The organism is Amycolatopsis sp. M39, from assembly GCF_001651785.1.
Taxonomy (GTDB): Bacteria; Actinomycetota; Actinomycetes; order Mycobacteriales; family Pseudonocardiaceae; genus Amycolatopsis; species Amycolatopsis rubida.
Map to the genome: position 1 here is coordinate 84,709 of NZ_LWSF01000015.1, position 17,576 is coordinate 102,284.

At 71.7% G+C, this 17,576-nt stretch carries 14 protein-coding genes and 1 pseudogene; 8 read left to right on the forward strand and 7 right to left on the reverse strand.

Annotated features, from left to right (window positions below; all coding sequences use genetic code 11):
• The 6 genes from A4R44_RS27495 to A4R44_RS27520 all read left to right on the forward strand — a co-directional run.
• Positions 1-666: respiratory chain complex I subunit 1 family protein (locus A4R44_RS27495; RefSeq protein ID WP_232791801.1), on the forward strand; the 666-nt coding region annotated here is incomplete at its 5' end.
• Positions 663-1,301, forward strand: a complete 639-nt coding sequence (locus A4R44_RS27500) for a hypothetical protein (protein ID WP_067586812.1) — start codon at positions 663-665, stop codon at positions 1,299-1,301. The genes A4R44_RS27495 and A4R44_RS27500, both read left to right, overlap by 4 nt.
• On the forward strand, positions 1,301-2,776 hold the full coding sequence (locus A4R44_RS27505) for a proton-conducting transporter membrane subunit (RefSeq protein ID WP_067586814.1): 1,476 nt from the start codon (positions 1,301-1,303) through the stop codon (positions 2,774-2,776). The genes A4R44_RS27500 and A4R44_RS27505 overlap by 1 nt, the downstream gene beginning before the upstream one ends.
• On the forward strand, positions 2,773-4,227 hold the full coding sequence (locus tag A4R44_RS27510) for an NADH-quinone oxidoreductase subunit C (protein WP_067586816.1): 1,455 nt from the start codon (positions 2,773-2,775) through the stop codon (positions 4,225-4,227). Before A4R44_RS27505 ends, A4R44_RS27510 begins: the two co-directional genes overlap by 4 nt.
• A 20-nt stretch (positions 4,228-4,247) precedes the next feature.
• Positions 4,248-4,427 carry a hypothetical protein gene (locus A4R44_RS27515; protein ID WP_067586818.1) on the forward strand — a complete coding sequence of 60 codons (180 nt, stop codon included), beginning with the start codon at positions 4,248-4,250 and terminating at the stop codon, positions 4,425-4,427.
• On the forward strand, positions 4,424-5,215 hold the full coding sequence (locus A4R44_RS27520) for a hypothetical protein (RefSeq protein WP_093576614.1): 792 nt from the start codon (positions 4,424-4,426) through the stop codon (positions 5,213-5,215). Before A4R44_RS27515 ends, A4R44_RS27520 begins: the two co-directional genes overlap by 4 nt.
• On the opposite strand, the gene A4R44_RS27525 is transcribed toward A4R44_RS27520, so the two are convergent.
• The 4 genes from A4R44_RS27525 to A4R44_RS27540 all read right to left on the reverse strand — a co-directional run bounded on the left by A4R44_RS27525 (position 5,212) and on the right by A4R44_RS27540 (position 8,965).
• Positions 5,212-6,453, reverse strand: a complete 1,242-nt coding sequence (locus A4R44_RS27525; protein WP_067586821.1) for a pentapeptide repeat-containing protein — start codon at positions 6,451-6,453, stop codon at positions 5,212-5,214. The two genes, A4R44_RS27520 and A4R44_RS27525, sit on opposite strands and share 4 nt — an antisense overlap.
• Positions 6,454-6,547: 94 nt before the next feature.
• Positions 6,548-7,102 carry a DUF6069 family protein gene (locus tag A4R44_RS27530; protein ID WP_067586824.1) on the reverse strand — a complete coding sequence of 185 codons (555 nt, stop codon included), beginning with the start codon at positions 7,100-7,102 and terminating at the stop codon, positions 6,548-6,550.
• A 44-nt stretch (positions 7,103-7,146) separates the two neighbouring features.
• Positions 7,147-7,740: an HdeD family acid-resistance protein gene (locus tag A4R44_RS27535; RefSeq protein WP_067586827.1), complete on the reverse strand. Its 594-nt coding sequence runs from the start codon at positions 7,738-7,740 to the stop codon at positions 7,147-7,149.
• An 88-nt stretch (positions 7,741-7,828) separates the two neighbouring features.
• Positions 7,829-8,965 (reverse strand): cytochrome P450, encoded by a 1,137-nt coding sequence (locus A4R44_RS27540; RefSeq protein ID WP_093576612.1) that lies wholly within the window; start codon positions 8,963-8,965, stop codon positions 7,829-7,831.
• An 88-nt stretch (positions 8,966-9,053) separates the two neighbouring features.
• Here A4R44_RS27540 and A4R44_RS27545 point away from each other — a divergent pair, with 88 nt between their 5' ends.
• Positions 9,054-10,109 (forward strand): TetR/AcrR family transcriptional regulator, encoded by a 1,056-nt coding sequence (locus A4R44_RS27545; RefSeq protein WP_067586830.1) that lies wholly within the window; start codon positions 9,054-9,056, stop codon positions 10,107-10,109.
• Positions 10,110-10,215: 106 nt separating this feature from the next.
• Complete coding sequence (locus A4R44_RS27550; RefSeq protein WP_067586833.1) at positions 10,216-11,133, forward strand: transcriptional regulator; 918 nt, start codon at positions 10,216-10,218, stop codon at positions 11,131-11,133.
• Between the two features lie 214 nt (positions 11,134-11,347).
• Here A4R44_RS27550 and A4R44_RS27555 read toward each other — a convergent pair whose 3' ends face one another.
• The 3 genes and pseudogenes from A4R44_RS27555 to A4R44_RS50790 form a co-directional block, all read right to left on the reverse strand.
• Entirely contained in the window at positions 11,348-14,647 is a 3,300-nt protein-coding gene (locus A4R44_RS27555; protein ID WP_067586836.1) for a protease pro-enzyme activation domain-containing protein, read from the reverse strand.
• Positions 14,648-14,821: 174 nt separating this feature from the next.
• Complete coding sequence (locus A4R44_RS27560) at positions 14,822-15,982, reverse strand: MFS transporter (protein ID WP_067586839.1); 1,161 nt, start codon at positions 15,980-15,982, stop codon at positions 14,822-14,824.
• Positions 15,983-16,375: 393 nt separating this feature from the next.
• Positions 16,376-17,553, reverse strand: a pseudogene (locus A4R44_RS50790) (S8 family serine peptidase).
• Positions 17,554-17,576: the final 23 nt, after the last annotated feature.

The following is a 17,576-nucleotide window of genomic DNA, read 5'->3' on the forward strand; positions in this document are numbered from 1 at the left end:
GACCTCTTCGCGGTGGTCGCGCTGCTGGCGCTCGGCACGGTCGCGCTCGTGCTCGCCGGGCTCGACACCGGCACCGCGTTCGGCGGGATGGGCGCGAGCCGGGAGATCACCGTCATCGCGCTGGTCGAGCCGACGCTGCTGGTCGCGATCCTGGCGCTGTCCGCGCGGGCGGGCAGCACTGACCTCGCCGCGATCGTTTCGTCCACAGCGGAGGACCCGGCGCGGGCCGGGTCGCCGGTCAGCCTGCTGGCCGCGGTCGCGCTGGCGATCGCGACGGTCGCGGAGACCGGGCGGCTGCCGGTGGACAACCCGGCCACGCACCTTGAGCTGACCATGGTGCACGAGGCGATGGTGCTGGAGTACGCCGGACCGGACCTCGCGCTGGTCGAACTGGCGTCCTCGATGCGGCTGGCGGTGTTCCTCGGCCTCCTGGCCACCCTGTTCCTGCCGTGGGGGATCGCGACCGGGCCGTCGCTGCCCGCGCTGCTCGCCGGGGCCGCGGCGTTCGCGGTGAAGGTCGGCCTGCTGGGCGCGGTGCTCGCGGCGGCCGAGGTGTTCTTCGCGAAGCTGCGGCTGTTCCGGGTTCCGGAGCTGCTGGCGGGCTCGTTCCTGCTCGCGCTGCTGGCGGTGGCGGCGTCTTTCGGCCTGCCGGGAGGGGCGTCGTGACTGAGCTGCTTTACCTGGTGTGCGGACTGTTTCTGCTGACCGCGGTGCTGGTGTTGTGGCGGCGGGAGCTTCCGGTTCTCGTGCGGGTGCTCGCGGCACAGGGCTGCGCGCTGGCCGGGATGGCGGCGGTGCTCGCCGGCTCGGTGCAGGCGGGGCTGACCGCGGCGGGACTGCTGGTCCTGCGGGCCGGTGTGCTGCCGTGGCTGGTGCGGCGGATGACCGCGCGGCAGGGCTTGGACCGGCGAGAGACGCGTCCGGTCGTGAACGTGACGGCTTCCTTGCTGTCCGCCGCCTTGCTGGCGCTCGTCGCGTACGCCGTGTCGCGGCCGCTGGTCGAACTCGATCCTTCCCCGGCGTCGGCGGCCGCGCCGGTGGGCCTGACCGTGGTCCTGATCGGGTTCTTCGTGCTGGTGACCCGGCGGCGGGCGGTGTCCCAGCTCGTCGGGTTCCTGGTGCTGGACAACGGGATCACCGCGACCGGCCTGCTGCTCGGCGCGGATCCGGGGCTGCTCGTGGAGATCGGGGTGTCGCTGGACGTGCTGCTGGCGGTCCTCGTGCTGCAGATCCTCTCCGGGCGGATGCGGCAGCTGTTCGGCGGCACGGACCTCGGCGAGCTGCGGGAGTTGCGCGACTGATGGCGATCCTGGTCGTAGTGGTGCTCGCGGTGCCCGCGGTGACGGCACTGGGGTTCCTGGCGCCCGCGTGGCGGCGCGGCATGGTGTGGGCGGGAGCGGCGAGCGCCGCCGCGAGTCTCGCCGTGGCGATCGCGCTGGCCGTCGCGGTGGTGCGAGGCGGACCGGTCACCGCGCTGGGCGGGCTGGTGCGGGCCGACGCGTTGTCAGCGTTCCTGCTGGTGGTGATCAGCGCGGTCGCGGTTCCGGCGACACTGGCGACACCGGGGCATTTCGCGGCGGAACGCGCCGCGGGCCGCGCGACCGCGCGCACGGCGGCGAGGCACGGCCTGCTGGTCCACCTGTTCCTCGCCGCGATGACGCTCGCGGTTCTCGCCGCCAACCTCGGCCTGCTGTGGGTGTCGGTCGAAGCGACCACGGTCGTGACCGCGTTCCTCGTCGGGCAGAGCCGGACCAGGACCGCGGTCGAGGCGGCGTGGAAGTACGTGGTGATCTGCTCGGCCGGGCTCGCGCTGGCGCTGCTGGGCACGCTGTTGCTCGGGTACGCGGCCGGGCACGCCGGGGGCAGCCTCGACCTGGCCGGCCTGGCCGCGGGGGCGGACGGTCTCGACAGCGGCGTCACCCGGATCGCGGTCACCCTGCTGGTGCTCGGCTTCGGCGCGAAGGCGGGGCTGGCTCCGCTGCACGCCTGGTTGCCGGACGCGCACTCCCAAGCGCCCGCGCCGGTGTCGGCGTTGATGTCCGGGGTGCTGCTCGCCGTCGCGTTCTACGCGGTGCTGCGGGTGAAGGTGGTTTCCGACGCCGCGCTCGGCACCGGGTTCGCTCGCGGGCTGCTGGTCGTGATGGCGCTCGCCTCGCTCTTCGTGGCGGCGACTTTGCTGCTCGCGCAACGGGATTACAAGCGGATGCTGGCCTATTCCAGCATCGAGCACCTCGGGCTGGTGTCGTTCGGTGCGGCGGTCGGCGGCCCGGTGGCGACAGCGGCGGTGCTGGTGCACGTGCTCGGCCACGGCCTGGTCAAGGCGGTGCTGTTCCTGGGCGCGGGCCGGGTCGCGCAGGGGACCGGCACGAGCCGGATCGACCGGGTGCGCGGGCTGGCCGCACGCGGCCCGGTGCTCGCCGGCTGTCTCGGCGCCGGAGTGCTGGCGCTGGCGGGGATGCCGCCGTTCAGCCTGTTCGCGAGCGAACTGGGGCTCGCCCGCGCCGGTTTCGCCGGAGGCCTCGGCTGGGCGACCGCGCTCGTCCTGGTCCTGGTGCTGGTGGTCGCGGCCGCGCTGGCCGGGCACACGACGCGGATGCTGCTGGGCGAACCGCCCGGCGGTCCCGGCGCGGCGCGCGCTCCGGTGACGGTGCCGCGGGCGACGCGGGTCGCGCTGGCGGTTCCGCTCGTGGCAGCGGCGGTGCTCGGGTTGTGGACTGGTCCGCTGGAGTCGTTGCTGCACGCGGCGGCGGCTTCGGCCGGGGGAGGCGGCTGGTGAACGTTCGGGAAGCGACTCCGGAAGAGCTGCCCGCCGCGGCGGAATCGTTGCTGGCGGAGGGGTTCCGCGTCGCGCTCGTGTCCGGGCACGACGACGGCGACCGGTTGCGCGCGGTCTATGTGTTCCTGGCCGGGGGCGACCGCCGGGCCGAAGTGCGCGTGCGGCTCCCGGCATCCGATCCCCGGCTGCCGAGCCTGGCCCGGTTGTCGTTCCCGGCCGGCCGGTTCGAGCGCGAGATGCACGACCTGTTCGGGATCACGGCGGAGAACCACCCGTTGCCGCGTCGGCTGGTCCGGCATTTCCACTGGCCGCGCGGCTGGTATCCGATGCGGGCCGGGGCCGGTGCGCCGCCCGCGTTCGGCGAGGTCGCCGGGCCGTATCCGTTCCGCTCGGTGGAGGGGGCGGGCGTCTCGGAGATCCCGGTCGGCCCGGTGCACGCCGGGATGATCGAGCCGGGGCACTTCCGGTTTTCCGTGTCGGGCGAGACGATCCTGAACCTCAAGGCCCGGCTCTGGTTCGTCCACAAAGGACTGGAAGCGCTGTTCCCCGGCCGGGAACCGGAAGCCGGGATCGAGCTGGCCGAACGGATCAGCGGCGACACCGCGGTCGGGCACGCGCTGGCCTATTGCCTCGCCGTCGAGGACGCGCTGGGGCTGGCGGTGCCCGCGGACGCCGCGCGGGTCAGGGCAGTCCTGCTGGAGCTGGAACGGATCCACAACCATGTGGCCGATCTCGGCGCGCTGTGCAACGACGTCGGGCACTCGGTGCTGAACTCGCACGCGCAGACGGTGCGGGAGAAGCTGTTGCGGCACAACGAGGAAGTCACCGGGCACCGGCTGCTGCGCGGCGGCGTGCGGCTCGGCGGGGCCCGGCTGGCCCGGTTGCCGGACCCGGCGAGGGTGCGGGCACTGGCCGCCGAAGCCGGGGAGATCGCCGCGCTGGCGACGGAGCATTCCGTGGTCCGCGACCGGTTCGCGGGCACCGCGGTGCTTTCGCCGCGGCAGGCGGCCGACCTCGGGACGCTGGGGTACGTCGCGCGGGCCAGCGGACTCCGCCGCGACGCGCGCTACGAGCATCCGTTCCTGGACCTGGGCGAACCGGTGCGGCATACGCGGACCGACGGCGACGTCCTGGCCCGCTTCCTGGTGCGGGCCGAGGAAATCGGCCATTCGGCGATGCTCGTGGAACGGCTCACCGGGTCGCTGGGCAGCCGGTCGGAGATCAGGGAGCCGGCCGGTGCGGGATCCGGGGTCGGGGTGGCCGAGGGCTGGCGCGGCACGATCGTGCACCGCGTCGAACTGTCCGGCGGGGTGCTGACTCGGGTCAAGGCCGTCGACCCGAGCTTCTTCAACTGGCCCGCGCTTCCGGTGGCGCTCGTCGACACGATCGTGCCGGATTTCCCGCTCGTCAACAAGAGTTTCAACCTCTCCTACGCGGGCAACGACCTGTGAACCCCTCGACCGGAGGCAGTATGCCGAGTGAATTCGTACGGGAATTGAAACGGGGCATCGCGGCGGCGCGCCAGGCGCTGGAAACCGCGGGCGAGGACGAGGCGGACACCCACCGCGCCCGGCTGGCCGAACTGCGGGACATCGCGCGGGACAACGGAATCGACCTCGACGGCCCGGACGCGGGCGAGACCGGCCGGTGAACGGCGTGCGGGCCGGGCTGGCAGTGGTGGGGGACAGCGCTCCGGACGAGCGGGAACCCTCGCTGCCGCTGCTGCGCGCCGACGCGCAGGCGATCCGGGAGCACACCGGGGTGCCCGCGTCGGCGTTCGCGGTGCGGTCGCGGAACGCGGGCGAGCTCTCGGTCGCGCTGCGGTCGTTGCCCGGCGAGGTCGAAGCGGTGTACTTGACCGGGACGGAACCGGCGAAAGCCCGTGCGGCGCAACGGGACCTCGCCGCGAGCGGCGGGATCCCGGTGATCACCGAGGAGGAGACCGCGGGCATCGCACTGGCGGCCGCGGTGCTGATCCGGTCGCACCGGCTGCAGGTGGCGCCGTTCGCCGCGAAAATCGTGGTGGCGGGCTCGGACACGATGCCGTTGCTGGTGCCGCTGCTGGTCGCGTCCGGGGTGGGGGAGGTCGTGGCCTGGCGGCGCGCCGACGCGGCCGGGTACCCGCTGGCCGAGGTAACGCGGAACGCGACCGTGGTGGTCGACGCGGCGGGGGAACTCGGCGGGCCGGCGCTGGCGAGACCGGATCGGAGCGCCTGCCTGCTGCCGCTGCCCGGACTGTTCGCGGCGCTGCGGCGCGGCCTGGTCGCGCGGCCGGTGAGCGATCCGCTGTACCAGCTGGACGTGCACCGGGCGTGCGCGCACGCGTTGACCACGCTCGCTCCGGTGGACCGGCTGCTGCCGGAACTGTCCGACCCGGACCTGGCGGTCCGGGTGCTGAACGCGATCGCGGAGGCGTTGCGGCCGCCGCGGAAACGTTAGACGGCGTCGTCGAGGCTGAGCCGGTCGGATTGCAGCTGCGGGGGCCGGTAGGGGTCGCCGTTGAGCGTGGTGCCGTCGAAGCCGATGTGACCGTCGAAGGCGGCGTTGTCGAAGGTGGTGTAGTTCGCGAAGCTCACTCGGTCGAACCAGGCTTCTTCTCCGAAGCGAACACTGTCGAAGTGAGCGCCCTGCGTCGTGGCCTCGTGTTCGAAGACCGGGGCGGCCACGAAGTCGGCGCTGCTGAACCTCGTGTTCCGGTCGAATTTCGTTCGGCTGAAGTAGACAACGCCCCGGAGGAGCGCGCGGTCGAACGATGCGTCCCGCTCAAACCGGGCGAACCGGCAGAGCGTGGTTCCTGCGAATTCGGTGTCCTCGAAATGGGCGTCTTGGCGAAAGACGGCGTGGTCGAAGCGGGTATTGCCGGTGAAGGTGGCCCCGAGGAACCAGGCGTCCTGCTCGAAGACAGCGTGGTCGAAGCTGGTCGTACCAGTGAAGGTGGCCTCGTGAAACCAGGCGTCGCCGACGAACTGGGCATCGGTGAAACAGGCGTTGTGGAGGGCAGCCCCGTTCAGCGTGAAATCGAACAGCACCGCACCGGAGAGGTCGAGCTCCACGTCGTTCCAGAACAGTTCCCGCGGAGCACCGGGAACGAGGTGCTGGACCAGCAGGCGCTGGGCGGTGAGCCGGACCTCGCGTTCCCGTCGCGGTTCCAGGTCGGCGCTGTCGGAGGGCAGGTCGTAGGGCATGCGCAGATAGGCGCTCAGCACGTTGGCGAGGGTCGGGCGCAACCGGGGGTTCTCCTGGGCGAGGCTGTCAAGCGCGTAGAGGCCGACCAGTCGTACCGGTGCCTGCTCGGCTCCGAGCTGCTCGACAGCCTTGAGGTAAAGCTCGTTGGTCCGCCGCTCGGCCGCGTCGCGGCGGATGTCGTCGTTCGCCTGTTCGCGCAAGCGCAATTCGGCGCGTTTGGTCGCGAGGTCGCGTTCGGCGGTCTGCTGACGGCGGGCGGCGAGCAGGAGGGCCAGCGCACCGCCGGTGCCGACCACGATCGTGCCCACGGTCCGGATGCCGTCCAGCCGGACGCGGTCCGCTTCGGTGCCGTGCCCGTACCGAGCGAAGAGAATCCAGCACGCGCCCGTCGCGATCACCGCGACCGCGACCGCGCAGAGCAGGATGGTCCGGCTGGAAAGGACGCCGTCGGTGCGGGAATCGTCCCGTTCGTTCGGGGCGGAGCCGGTCATTGCTCCATGATCAGCCCTCGGCCGGCGGAGGAAAGCGGCAATCGGGGTGGAACCCGATCCGCCGTACGGATGGTTCGCGAGACCCCGGGACGACTCAGCGGTCGTAATACGTAGTCGGACCCTCCGGCCACTGCCGCGTAGGCGGAGGCGGGGGAGGCGGCTGCTGCTCCGCCCGGCTGCTGCGCTTCCGCCGATGCAACGTCCGGGCGCTGGCCGCCATGCTGCTCACCAGCGAGGCGATCACCAGCCCGATCACCAGATTGATCGCCGCCGTGGCGATCTTCGCTTCCATCCCCACCGTCAGGGTGAGCGGCAGGACCACCGCGATGGCCGTCACCAGGACCATGATCCAGCCGAAGAACTGCCCCGGCGCCGGGGTCGCCACGCTCAGCAGGTGCATCAGGCCGGTCGCCAGCAGCGCGACGGCCGCGGCGGAGACGGCGTACGTCGGCGTGCTCGCCTTGCCCCACAGGCCGTCGCCCTTCGGGGCCAGGACGGGCACGTCGAAGATGCCTCGCGCGATCAGCAGGCCCACTACCGCCACGAGGGCCGCGACCACCGCCGTGGCCACGCCGCCTGCCCACAATCTTGCCGCGTCGATGCCGGGCCGGGGGTTCTCCCCGTAGTCGCCGGGGTAGTGCTGCGCCATCGGTGGTCCCTCCGTCGCAAAACCGGTCGCTGCCGATTGTCCCGCTAGTTCGGCCGCTCCGCCGGGTCGGCGGACTTCGCCAGCGAGCGCAGCCGGAACGACAGGACCACCAGGGTTACCCCGTAAATCACCGCGTAAATCCCGATCAGCAGCGCGACGCCGAACGCGCCCGCGATCGGGTGGAACAGCACGAGCACCCCGGCGATCACCGAAAGCGCGCCCGCCACGATCAGAAACGCCTCGCCGGTGATCTGCTTGCGCAGCCGGACCGCGGCGACGATCTCCATGATCCCGGTGACCACCGCCCACGCCCCGACGAGCGTCGCCAGCACCAGCACGGTCACCCCGGGCCAGACGAGCGTCATGATCCCGGCGACCAGGCCCAGCACGCCGAGCAGCGCGTAGGCGATCCGGTGCGCGCCGTCGCCCGGGCGGAACGCCTGCATGATCGCGCCGACCGCGTCGATCAGCACGTAGATCCCGAACAGGAAAGCCAGCGCCAGCACGGTGATCCCCGGCCACACCAGCGCGAGCACGCCGAACAGGACGCCCAGGATCCCGCGCGTGAGCACGAGCGGCCACGCGCGCCGCGGGTCGAGCACCGCGAAGCCGAGGACGGGCGGAATGGGCGTGGACATCGAGTGCCTCCCGGAGGTGTCGTGCTGACCTGGCGAAACGGTAGCCGGACCCGGACGGCGGCGCCGGGACCTCACCCGATCGAGGGCGCTACCAAGCGACGGTCAATCCGGCGAGCCGCCACGTCCCGGGGTCGGGTACCCGCTTCGCCTCGAGGACACGCAATCCGGGGAACCGGTCCAGCACCGCGGTCAGCGCCACCTCCGCCTGCACCCTCGCGAACGACGCGCCGAGGCAGAAATGCGGCCCGTGCGCGAAACCGAGGTGTGCGCCCGCCGAGCGGCGGACGTCGAAGCGGTCCGGATCGGCGAAGACGCGCGGGTCCCGGTTCGCCGCGGCGATCGACGCGGTGACCGGCTCGCCCCGGCGGATCCGCACGCCGTGCGATTCCAGGTCTTCGGTCGCCCGCCGGGGAATCGTCAGCAGCTGCGAGCCGCACCAGCGCAGCAATTCCTCGACCGCGCCCGGCCACAGTTCCGGTTCCCTGCGCAGCAGTGCGAGCTGATCCGGGTGCGACAGCAGGGTTTCCACCGAATTGGCGATGAAGTTCGCCGGGGTCTGCCCGGCCAGCACGAGCTGCCAGACCAGCGCGACGGCTTCCGTTTCGGTCAGCCCCGCACTCGTGAGATGCGCCAGCATCGCGCTGTCCGGATGCGCGACCAGCGTCCGCGAACTGTCGACGATCCCGGGCACGGCGGCGGCGAACTCGTCGCCGGACACCTGCACGACCGCGGCGCCGTATTCGTGCCAGCGCGGCCGTTCGGCTTCCGGGACGCCGACCAGGGCGCAGATGACCTCCATCGGCAGCGGCCGGGCGAACTCGGCCAGCAGGTCGACCGGGCCTTCCGCGGGCAGCGCGGCCAGGTAGCGGGCGACGATCTTCTCGATCTCGGGGCGGAAATCCAGCGCTCGACGGGCGGCGAACGCGGGCGTGGCGAGGCGGCGCAGCCGGGTGTGTCCGGCCCCTTCCATTTCCTGCATGGTCCGCAGGTAAGGACGGCAGTGCTCGGGCACGTCCGGACGCTGATAACTGGCCTCGCTCAAGGCGAATCGCTGGTCAGTGAGCATCGCGCGGGCCTCGGCGTGCCGGGTCAGGACCCACATCGGCGGGAAGCCGGGACCGGTCAGCTTCGCCAGCGGGCCCTGCTCCCGCGCGGCTCCGTAGGCGGTGAACGGGTCGCTCGTGACGGCCGGATCGGTCAGGTCGAGTTCGGGAACGGGGGACACGGGGGACCTCCAGATGTTCAGTTCAGATGATCTCATCATATGAATGGTGGCGGTATCTTGGCAAGCAAGCGGACCGGGAGGACTCACGATGGCGCGGCTGACCAGGGCGCAGACGCAGGAGCGCAACCGGGCGAAAGTGCTGGCCGCCGCTCGCGAGGAGTTCACCGAGCGCGGGTTCCGCGACGCCAAGATCGACGTGATCGCCGAGCGCGCCGAGCTGACCCGCGGCGCGGTCTACTCCAACTTCCCCGGCAAACGCGCGCTCTACTTCGCCGTGCTCGCCGCCGAGGCGGAACGGTTCGCCGCCCAGCCGCCTGAGCCGGATCCCGGCCTGACACCCGCCGAGGCGCTCGGTGCGTTCGCCCGCGCGTGGGTCGCGCGGCTGCCGCTGGCCACCGATCCGGACGCGCGCCTCGGCGTCGACCTGCTGCCGGAAATCCTCGCCGACGAACTCACCCATCGCCCGTACGCGCAGTTGCTGCGGTTCGACGCGATCGTGCTCGGCCTGGTGCTGGAGCGGCTGTCGCCGTCGTCCGGACGGTTGGTGCGGGTGGCGGAAGCGGCGCTGACGATGCTGCACGGGGCGAGTCAGCTCGCCGCCGCGGCACCCGGGTTCGGGGAGCCGTTCAACGTCGTGCGCGCGTGCGAAGCGTTGCCTGCGCTGGAACTCGCCGACACCTGGCCGGAGCCGCCGATCGTGCCGCAAGCGCAAGCAGCCGGGGAAACCTGGTCTCCGCCGGAGGTTTTCGACGCCCTGCGAGAGCGCCCGGTCCGGATCGACGGCGACGGAGTGGTCGCGGTGATCGGGCTGCACCGGCTGTCCGCAGTGGAAGAAGCCTTGCGCGCGGCCAAGGACGTCACGCTCGTCGTGGTGACGGGCCAGCCGGGGGAACTGGTGCCGTTGACCAATCTGGTGCTGGCGGATCTGCGCGGCTTGCTGAAGCGGTCCTGTCCGGGATCGGCGTGGCCGGACGTGCGCGTGATCGTGGACGAGACCGGCGCGGTGGCCGCCGCGGCCGGGGTTTCGGCGGTCAGCGACGCGACCGAGACCGCGATCCGGGTCCACAATGGACACATCCTGCTGCGAGCCGAAGGCTTCGGCGCCTGCCAGGCGGCCGCGACGAGCGCCGTGCGCGCGGGATAAGGCCCCGCGGAATCCGCCGCCGGGTCGCTCAAACCCTTCCGACGTCGGTGGACAGGGCTGGCGCCGCGGCAGATAGTGGAGCGAAGATCGGCCGAAGGGAGCGGCGATGGCCGAGATCGCTCCGATGGACCGGCACTTGCGCGGCCTGCTGCGGCACGGCACGTTCGCGCAGGTCCTCGACCACGCACTGAACATCCGGGGGCTGAGTCTCGAACAGGTCCGGCAGCGGCTCGCCGGGCGCGGTGTGCGGGTCAGCCGGGCGGCGCTGAGCTATTGGCGGCACGGGCGCAGCCGTCCGGAACGGGCCGAATCGCTGCGCGCGGTGCGGGCCCTGGAGGCGGTGCTCGGCCTGCCGCCGGAATCGCTGGTCGCGCTGCTCGGCCCGCCCCGGCCGCGGGGAAGGGGAGCGGCGGCGGAACCGGAGGCCATCGACCGCAACCGGCTGTGGCCGGGCCACCGGCCGTTGCTGGCGGAGCTGGACCTGCCGCCGGACAACCTGGTGCGCCGCCTCGACGTGCACGAGCACCTGCGGGTGGACGAGCACCGGCGGCTGACCCGGGTGCACACCCGGCTGGTCGTGGAGGCCACCGCCGACCGGGTCGACCGGTGCGTGGTGTTCCTGTGGGCCGAACGGTCCGCCCCGGCACTGCCCGCGGAGGTCCGGTACTGCCGTCCCGGCCGGGTCCGGGTCGACCCGGAAGCCGGGGCGACGGTCTGCGAACTGCTGCTCGACCAGCGGCTCGCGACGGGCGAGCGCAGCGTGATCGAGTACACCGCGCTCTACCCGCCCGGCCCGGAGCTGACCTTCTACCACCACCGGTTCACCCGCCCGGTGCGGCAATACCTGCTGCAGGCGGAGTTCGCCGGGGCCCCGCCCGCCACCTGCGTGCCGTTCCGCCAGAACAGCGTGCTGGCGCCGCGGCGCCCCGGTCCTCCGCTGTGGATCGGGGCCTCCCGGACCGCGCATCTGGTGCTGACCGACGTCCGGCCGGGCATCGCGGGCCTGGCCTGGGAATGGGCTTGACCGGCGGTCCCCGGGAACCGCCGGCCAGCCCCTCCGCACCCGGTCAGCGGGCCAATGCCGGGAATTTCAAGCCGCGTGGCCGCGTCCGAAAGGACTTGAGCGTCGCCGAAAGGTCCGCTCGACGGCTGCACGGGTCGCGAACCCCGTTCCCGTCAGGTCCTTCGGGTCGGCTCGACCGCGCCGGAAGAGCCGACCCTGAGGTCCTGGCATCGGGTCAGTAGACGAACCAGGAGACCTGCGCCTTCCCTGTCGTGCCCCCGGTGTCGGTGGCGGTGATCGTCGAATTCAGCAGGCCCGAGGTGGTCTGCGGGTTTCCGGAGACCACGCCGGTGGCGCGGTCGATGGACAGCCCCGAAGGCAGGCCGGCGGCGCTCCAGGAGTAGCTGCCGGTGCCGCCGGAGGCGCGCATCGCCAGGTGCACCGGCGAACCGTGCGGCACCGCCTGGAAGCCCGGGTCGGCCACGGTGACCGGACCGGACGAGCCGCCCTGCACGGTGAGCGTGAACGTGGTGTCGTGGCTCGCCGTGGCGTTCTTGCCGGTGATCGTCACCTGGTAGGTCCCCTGCGGGGTCGAGGCGCTGGTGGCGATCGTCAGCTTCGCCGAACCGCCCGCGTCGACCGACGCCGGATCGAACGTCGCGCTCGCCCCGGAAGGCAATCCGCCGGCTGACAACGCGATGTCGCCGCCGGACGGAGGCGTGGTGCCGATCTGCTGGTTGGCCCAGTCGCCCATCGAACCCCACAGCTTGCCGTGCGCGTTGTAGGACGCGCAGTCGGTGCGCAGCCAGGAGAAGACGCCGTAGACCTTGCCGTTGTAGTAGTACGGGCCGCCGGAGTCGCCTTGGCACAGGCCCTTGCTGCCGTCGCCGTAGCCGTCGCAGAACATGTACTGCGGTTTGAACACCGACGAGTCGATCGTAGCGCAGTTCGAACCGTCCACTGTGGGCAGTACGACCTCGCGCAGCAAGGTGTTCTTGCTGGCGTCGTTGGCGTCGGTCTTGCCGTAGCCGATGGCCGTGCCCTGGGTGCCCAGCGGCAGGTCGTCGGCCGAGGAGGCGATCTTCGGGTAGGTCATGCCCGCCGGAACGGGGATGTCGGTCTTGGTGAAGATGATCGCGACGTCGTTGCCGTTGCGCCAGCCCTGGTCGCTCTGCGGGCTGTAGTCCGGGTGGATCCGGAACTCCGCGATCTCGATCCGGGCGCCCTTGCTCGTGTCGTTCAGGTTGTCCCGCCCGTAGATCAGGTACTTCGGATCGCCGTCGGCGAACTTGCAGTGCGCCGCGATCAGCACCGCCCGTTTGGCGACCACGGTGCCGGTGCAGGACTGCTCCTGCGGGCGCACCCCGCCGGTGCGGTGCTCGGAAATGATGAACGGGTACTTGGCGACGGTGGTCGTCTGCCCGTTGATCACGCTCGGGTTCGCCGACGGCGCGGCACCGTTCACCGCGGTCGCCGAGACGGTGGCGGTGGCGGATTGCCCGGCGTTGACCGACGCCGAAGCCGGGTTGACGCTGAGGGAGAAGTCGCCTTGGCCGGAACCGTTGACCGTCAAAGTGACTGGGGTCGTGTGCGTGGCGTCAGCGGCCTTTCCGGTCACTGTCACGGTGCTTTGCCCCGGCGAGGCCGAGGACGACGCCGCGAGCGTGAGGGTGGACGTGCCGCCCGCAGTGACCGAGGACGGGTCGAAGGTCGCCGTGACACCGGCCGGGAGCCCGCTCGCCGACAACGCGACGCTCTGCGCGCTGCCCTTGACGACCTTGGTGGTGATCTTCGCGGTCGCCGACTTGCCCGGGTCCACGCTGAGCGAGGCCGGGTCCGCGGCGAGGGAGAAGTCGTTGGCCGCGGGCGGTGTCGCGCCGTTGATCAGCGGGTCCGCCAGGTTGTCGCCCTGCATGGAACCCCAGCCGGTGCACAGGTCGTAGCCGGTGCCCGCGTCGTAGGTGCCGTTGTTGCCGGAGACGACGTCGTGGAAAGCCGAGGAGTACTGCGAGGACTGGGCGATCGAGTACACCGTCGGGTTGATCGCGCCGAGGTTGCTCTTGCCCGCGCCCTTCGCCTTCTGGTTGACCATCGCGAGATAGCCGGCCCACAGCGGGGAGGACAGGCTCGTCCCGCCGACGTCCTGCCAGCCGCCGTTCATGTACACCGAAAGCGCGCCGGCCCCGTAGTCGGCGTCGAGCGCGACGTCGGGCACCGAACGGTACTTGCTGGTGCCCGGCTGCCAATCCGGCTTGCCGTAGACCGCCGAGTATCCGCCGCCGGAGCGGGTGTTGCCGGTGCCGCCCTGGTTCCAGCACGACTCCGACTGGTAAGTGCCCGCGCTGTCGCTCGTCCGCAACTGCGTGCCGCCGACGCCGGTGAACAGCGGGTCGCTGGCCGGGTAGTCCGCCTGCACGGTGGAGTTGTCGCCGTTGTACCCGCAGCCGGTGGCTCCCCAGTCTCCGGAGGCCGACAGCAGCGTGACGCCCTGGGCGACCATCTGGGAGTAGGAGTCGTGCGACGCGGCGATCGGGTCGGATTCGCACTTCTCGCCGAGCAGCCACGAGCCCGACAGGATCGTGATCGCGTTGTCGCTCGCGATTTTCGCCATCTCGTCGACCCAGGCTTTGTCGCTGTTGGGCGCTTCGTAGACGATCTGGCTCGCACCGGGCGCGGTGGCCGCGACCGCCTGGATGTCCAGCGTCACTTCGAGCTGCCCGCTGCCCGGCTGGGAAACCCCGCCGTCCACCGGCACCACCCGGGGCTTGACCGAGGGCTGTTTGAAGTAGTTCGTCCAGGCGTCGATGTCGGACTGCTTGAACGAGTCGAACTCGATCAGCCCGACCGTCTGCCCGGATCCGTCGTAGGAACCGGAAAGCTGCTTCATGCTGTAGGCGGTGCGGAACTGGGCGGGGGTGTAGCCGCCGCCCGGGCCGCCGGGGCCCGCCGGGGAGGAGGCGCGGTGCGCGATCGGCCGGTTCGTCAGTCCGGTCACCGTGCGCACGATCTTCGCGACCGAGGACGGCACGCTCGGCGCGGATTCCCTGGCGTAGAAATGCGTTCCGGCCGAGTCTGCGTAGTCGCCGAGCCGGGTGCCGAACGCCGCCTCGACCTGCCCGACGGTGCCGACCGCGTCGACCACCTGGCGGTTGGCCGAGACGTCGGCGACCCGCAGGCCCTGCTTCTCCAGGTATGCCTTCGCAGCGTCCACATCTGACTCTCGCGGCGCGTAGCGGGCCGCGTAGTCCGCGCTGGACAGGAAATGCCGGTAGTCCGGCGAACGCGGATCGCTGACCGAGGCGACGAACTGGGCGAGCCCGGTTTCGTCGTGCGGCCGCAGCGACAGCGCGATCGGGATCTCCCGGCCGGGGTCGGTGGCGCCGAGCCGCTGCGCGCCGGCCGGGGCGGAGCCGGTGGGCGCCAGCGGCGTCCGCGGCTCTTGGGCGGCAGCCGAGCCCGGTATCGCCAGGGCGGCGGTCAGGACGAGACCGGCTGCCGCGGCAGCCGGTCTCGCCCACAGGGAACGAGGGAGCACGATTCCTCCAAAGCGAAGCGGAGAAGAAACAGCCGGCCAAGGCTAGCCGCGGCGGCGGTCTCCGAATCGTGCTCGCTGAACGTTCGACGACGTTCGACCGTAATTCTGAACGAGGACGTTTTCGCTGTTCAGCGGTGGTGGCTTGAAACAGTTTTCCACAGAATGGCGGGCTGTTCACCGCGCCGGGAAAACGAAGCGGGAAAGGAGAACCGGCACGACCATCAGCGCGATGGCTGTCCAGGGCAGTGCGCCGGGCGCCGTGCCGAGCAGGACGCCGCCGATCAGCGCGCCCCCGGCCACGGCGCCGTTCCAGCTGGCAATGGTCAGCGACTGCGCGATGTCGGCACGGCGTCCGGCCAGGACCGCGGTGACTGCTTGGAACGACGTCGGCGCGCCGCCGAAAGCCAAGCCCCACAACGCACACGCGGCGAGCAGCAGCACCGGTTCGCGGCCGCCGAAGACCAGTATCCCGAAACAGGCGGCGGTGACCGCGGCGCAGCACGTGAGCACGACGCGGGGATGCCGGTCGAGGGCGAGCCCGACCAGCCACAACCCGGCCACCGTCGCGGTGCCGAAGAGCAACAGCCCGGCGCTCAACAGCGCGAGATGCCCGCGACCAGCGTAGAACGGCCCGAGATAGGTGTAGAACATGTTGTGCGCCAAGGAAAACGCGATCACCAGCAGGAACAACGGGCGGATCCCTGGCGTGCGCACCACGGCGCGGAGACTCGACCGGGTGCCCGGTTCCTCGCCGGGCAGCGGCGGAACCACCGCCACGATCCACCACAGCAGCGGCACCGCGACGAGGGCCATCCCGGCGAACACCCAGCGCCAGCCGACGAGCTCGCCGAGGGCGGCGCCGGCCGGAACGCCGAGCGCGAACCCGATCGGGGTGCCCGCCATCGCGACGGCGAGCGCGCGGCCGGACCGTTCCGCGGGCACGAGCCGCATGGCGTAGTTCGCCACGAGGGACCACAGAATCCCGGTGAGCGCTCCCGAAGCCACTCGCGCCGCGAGCACCAGCGCGAACCATGGCGACAGCGCGATCGCCAGGTTGGTCGCCACGAACCCGGCGACCAGCAGGAGCAGGAGTTTCCGGCGGGGCATCCGGGCCGACGCCGCGGTCAGCGGAAGCGCGGTGAGGGCGGTGGTGATCGCGTACACCGTCACCAGCTGCCCCGCGGCGGCCGGGGACACCCCGAGGTCGGCCGCGGCCGGGAGCAGGATCCCGGCCGGGACGATCTCGGTCAGGCAGCCGAGGAACACCGAGGCGGCCAGAGCCAGCAGGGCGGGCAGGGGGAGAGCAGTGCGGCCGGGCGGCGCGGTGACGTCCATGGCGGGGTCCTTGGGGGCGTGGCGGTCGGCCGCGTGGCTTGTGGGGAGTTGGGGCCGGGGTTTTGGCGGCTGTGCGGGCTGTTCGCTGTNCCGCGTGGGTTGTGGGGTGCGGGGGAGTTGGGGCCGGGGTTTTGGCGGCTGTGCGGGCTGTTCGCTGTGGGCGCGGTGTTCGGGGGTGCGGTCGGGTGCTGGGCGGTGGCGGTCGGCCGCGTGGGTTGTGGGGTGCGGGGGAGTTGGGGCCGGGGTTTTGGCGGCCGTGCGGGCTGTGGGCCGTGAGCGCGGTGTTGTGGGGCGCAGTCGGGTGCTGGGGCGGTGGTGCCCGGCCGCGCCGGCTGTGCGCTGTGGGCGGGGGTGCGGCCGGGTGCTGGGGCAGTGGCACCCGGCCGCGCGCGGTTACGTCGTGTGCAGCAGCAGGTTGTGCGATCCCTCGCCAGGATCGACGACCTTGTCCTTCGTGGCCGCGTCGGTCATGCCCTTGAGCACCTGGTCCGGCGTGGCGTCCGGATGCGCGGACAGGAACATCGCGGCCACCCCGGCCGCTTCCGCGGAAGCGATCGACGTCCCGGACACCACGCTGGACGCGCAGTCGCCGGTGTTGCCCGCCGTCGGAATGTCCTTGCCTGGCGCGTAAAGGTCCACGCAGCTGCCGAAGTTCGACGACGGCACCCGGTGGTCGGCCTGGTCGGTGGCNCGGTGGCGCCCACGGTGATCCCGGTGGTCTGCCGGGCGGGCGTGATGTCGCAGGCGTTCACACCGGCGCCGCCGGAGCCGTTGCCCGCGGCTGTGGTGTAGGAGAGACCGTTCTGGGTCATCTTGTAGAGCTGGATGTCGAGGACCGTGCCGCTGGGACCGGCGAAGCTGAGGTTCAGCAGGGCGGGGCGCTGCGCGTTGAGGTTCACCCAGTCCAAAGCGGACAGAATCTCCTCGGACGTGCCCTTGCCGTCGCAGCCGAGGGTGCGCACGGACTCGACCGAAGCCTCTTTCGCGACGCCGTAGTGGCGGCCCGCGATGGCGGCCGCGACCTGGGTGCCGTGGCCGTTGCAGTCCGTTCCGCTCTGGTCCTGGCCGGGATCGACCGCGTCGTACGCGGCGTGTGCGCGTCCGCCGAAGTCGTGGTGGCTGGTGCGCACCCCGGTGTCGAGCACGTACACGTGCACATTGGCCGCGGTGTTGGGGTAGGTGTAGCTGCCGTCGAGCGGGAGGTCCGCCTGGTCGATCCGGTCCTGTCCCCACGAAGGCGGGTTCTCCTGGGTTCCGGCCGCGGTGTAGACCTGGTTGTCCCCGATCGTGGTGACCGAGGGGTCGGTCAGGTACTTGTCGTGTTGTTCCCGGGTCAGCGAAAGGGAAAACGCCTGCGAGACCGAGTAGTAGACCCGGCGCAGCGTGCCGCCGTACTTGGCGATCAGCGCGTTCGCGGCGGCGGTGACCTTGTCCTTGTCCTGGTCCATCGGCTTGAGCCGCACGATGTACACCGCGGTGTCGGCCGGCGAAGCGGAGGCCGCCACCGGCAGCACGCTGGCGGCGGCGGTGAGCAGCGCCGCCAGCACGACGGCTTTCGGGGTGCGTTTCATGGTGGTCCCTTCGGGGAGCCTCC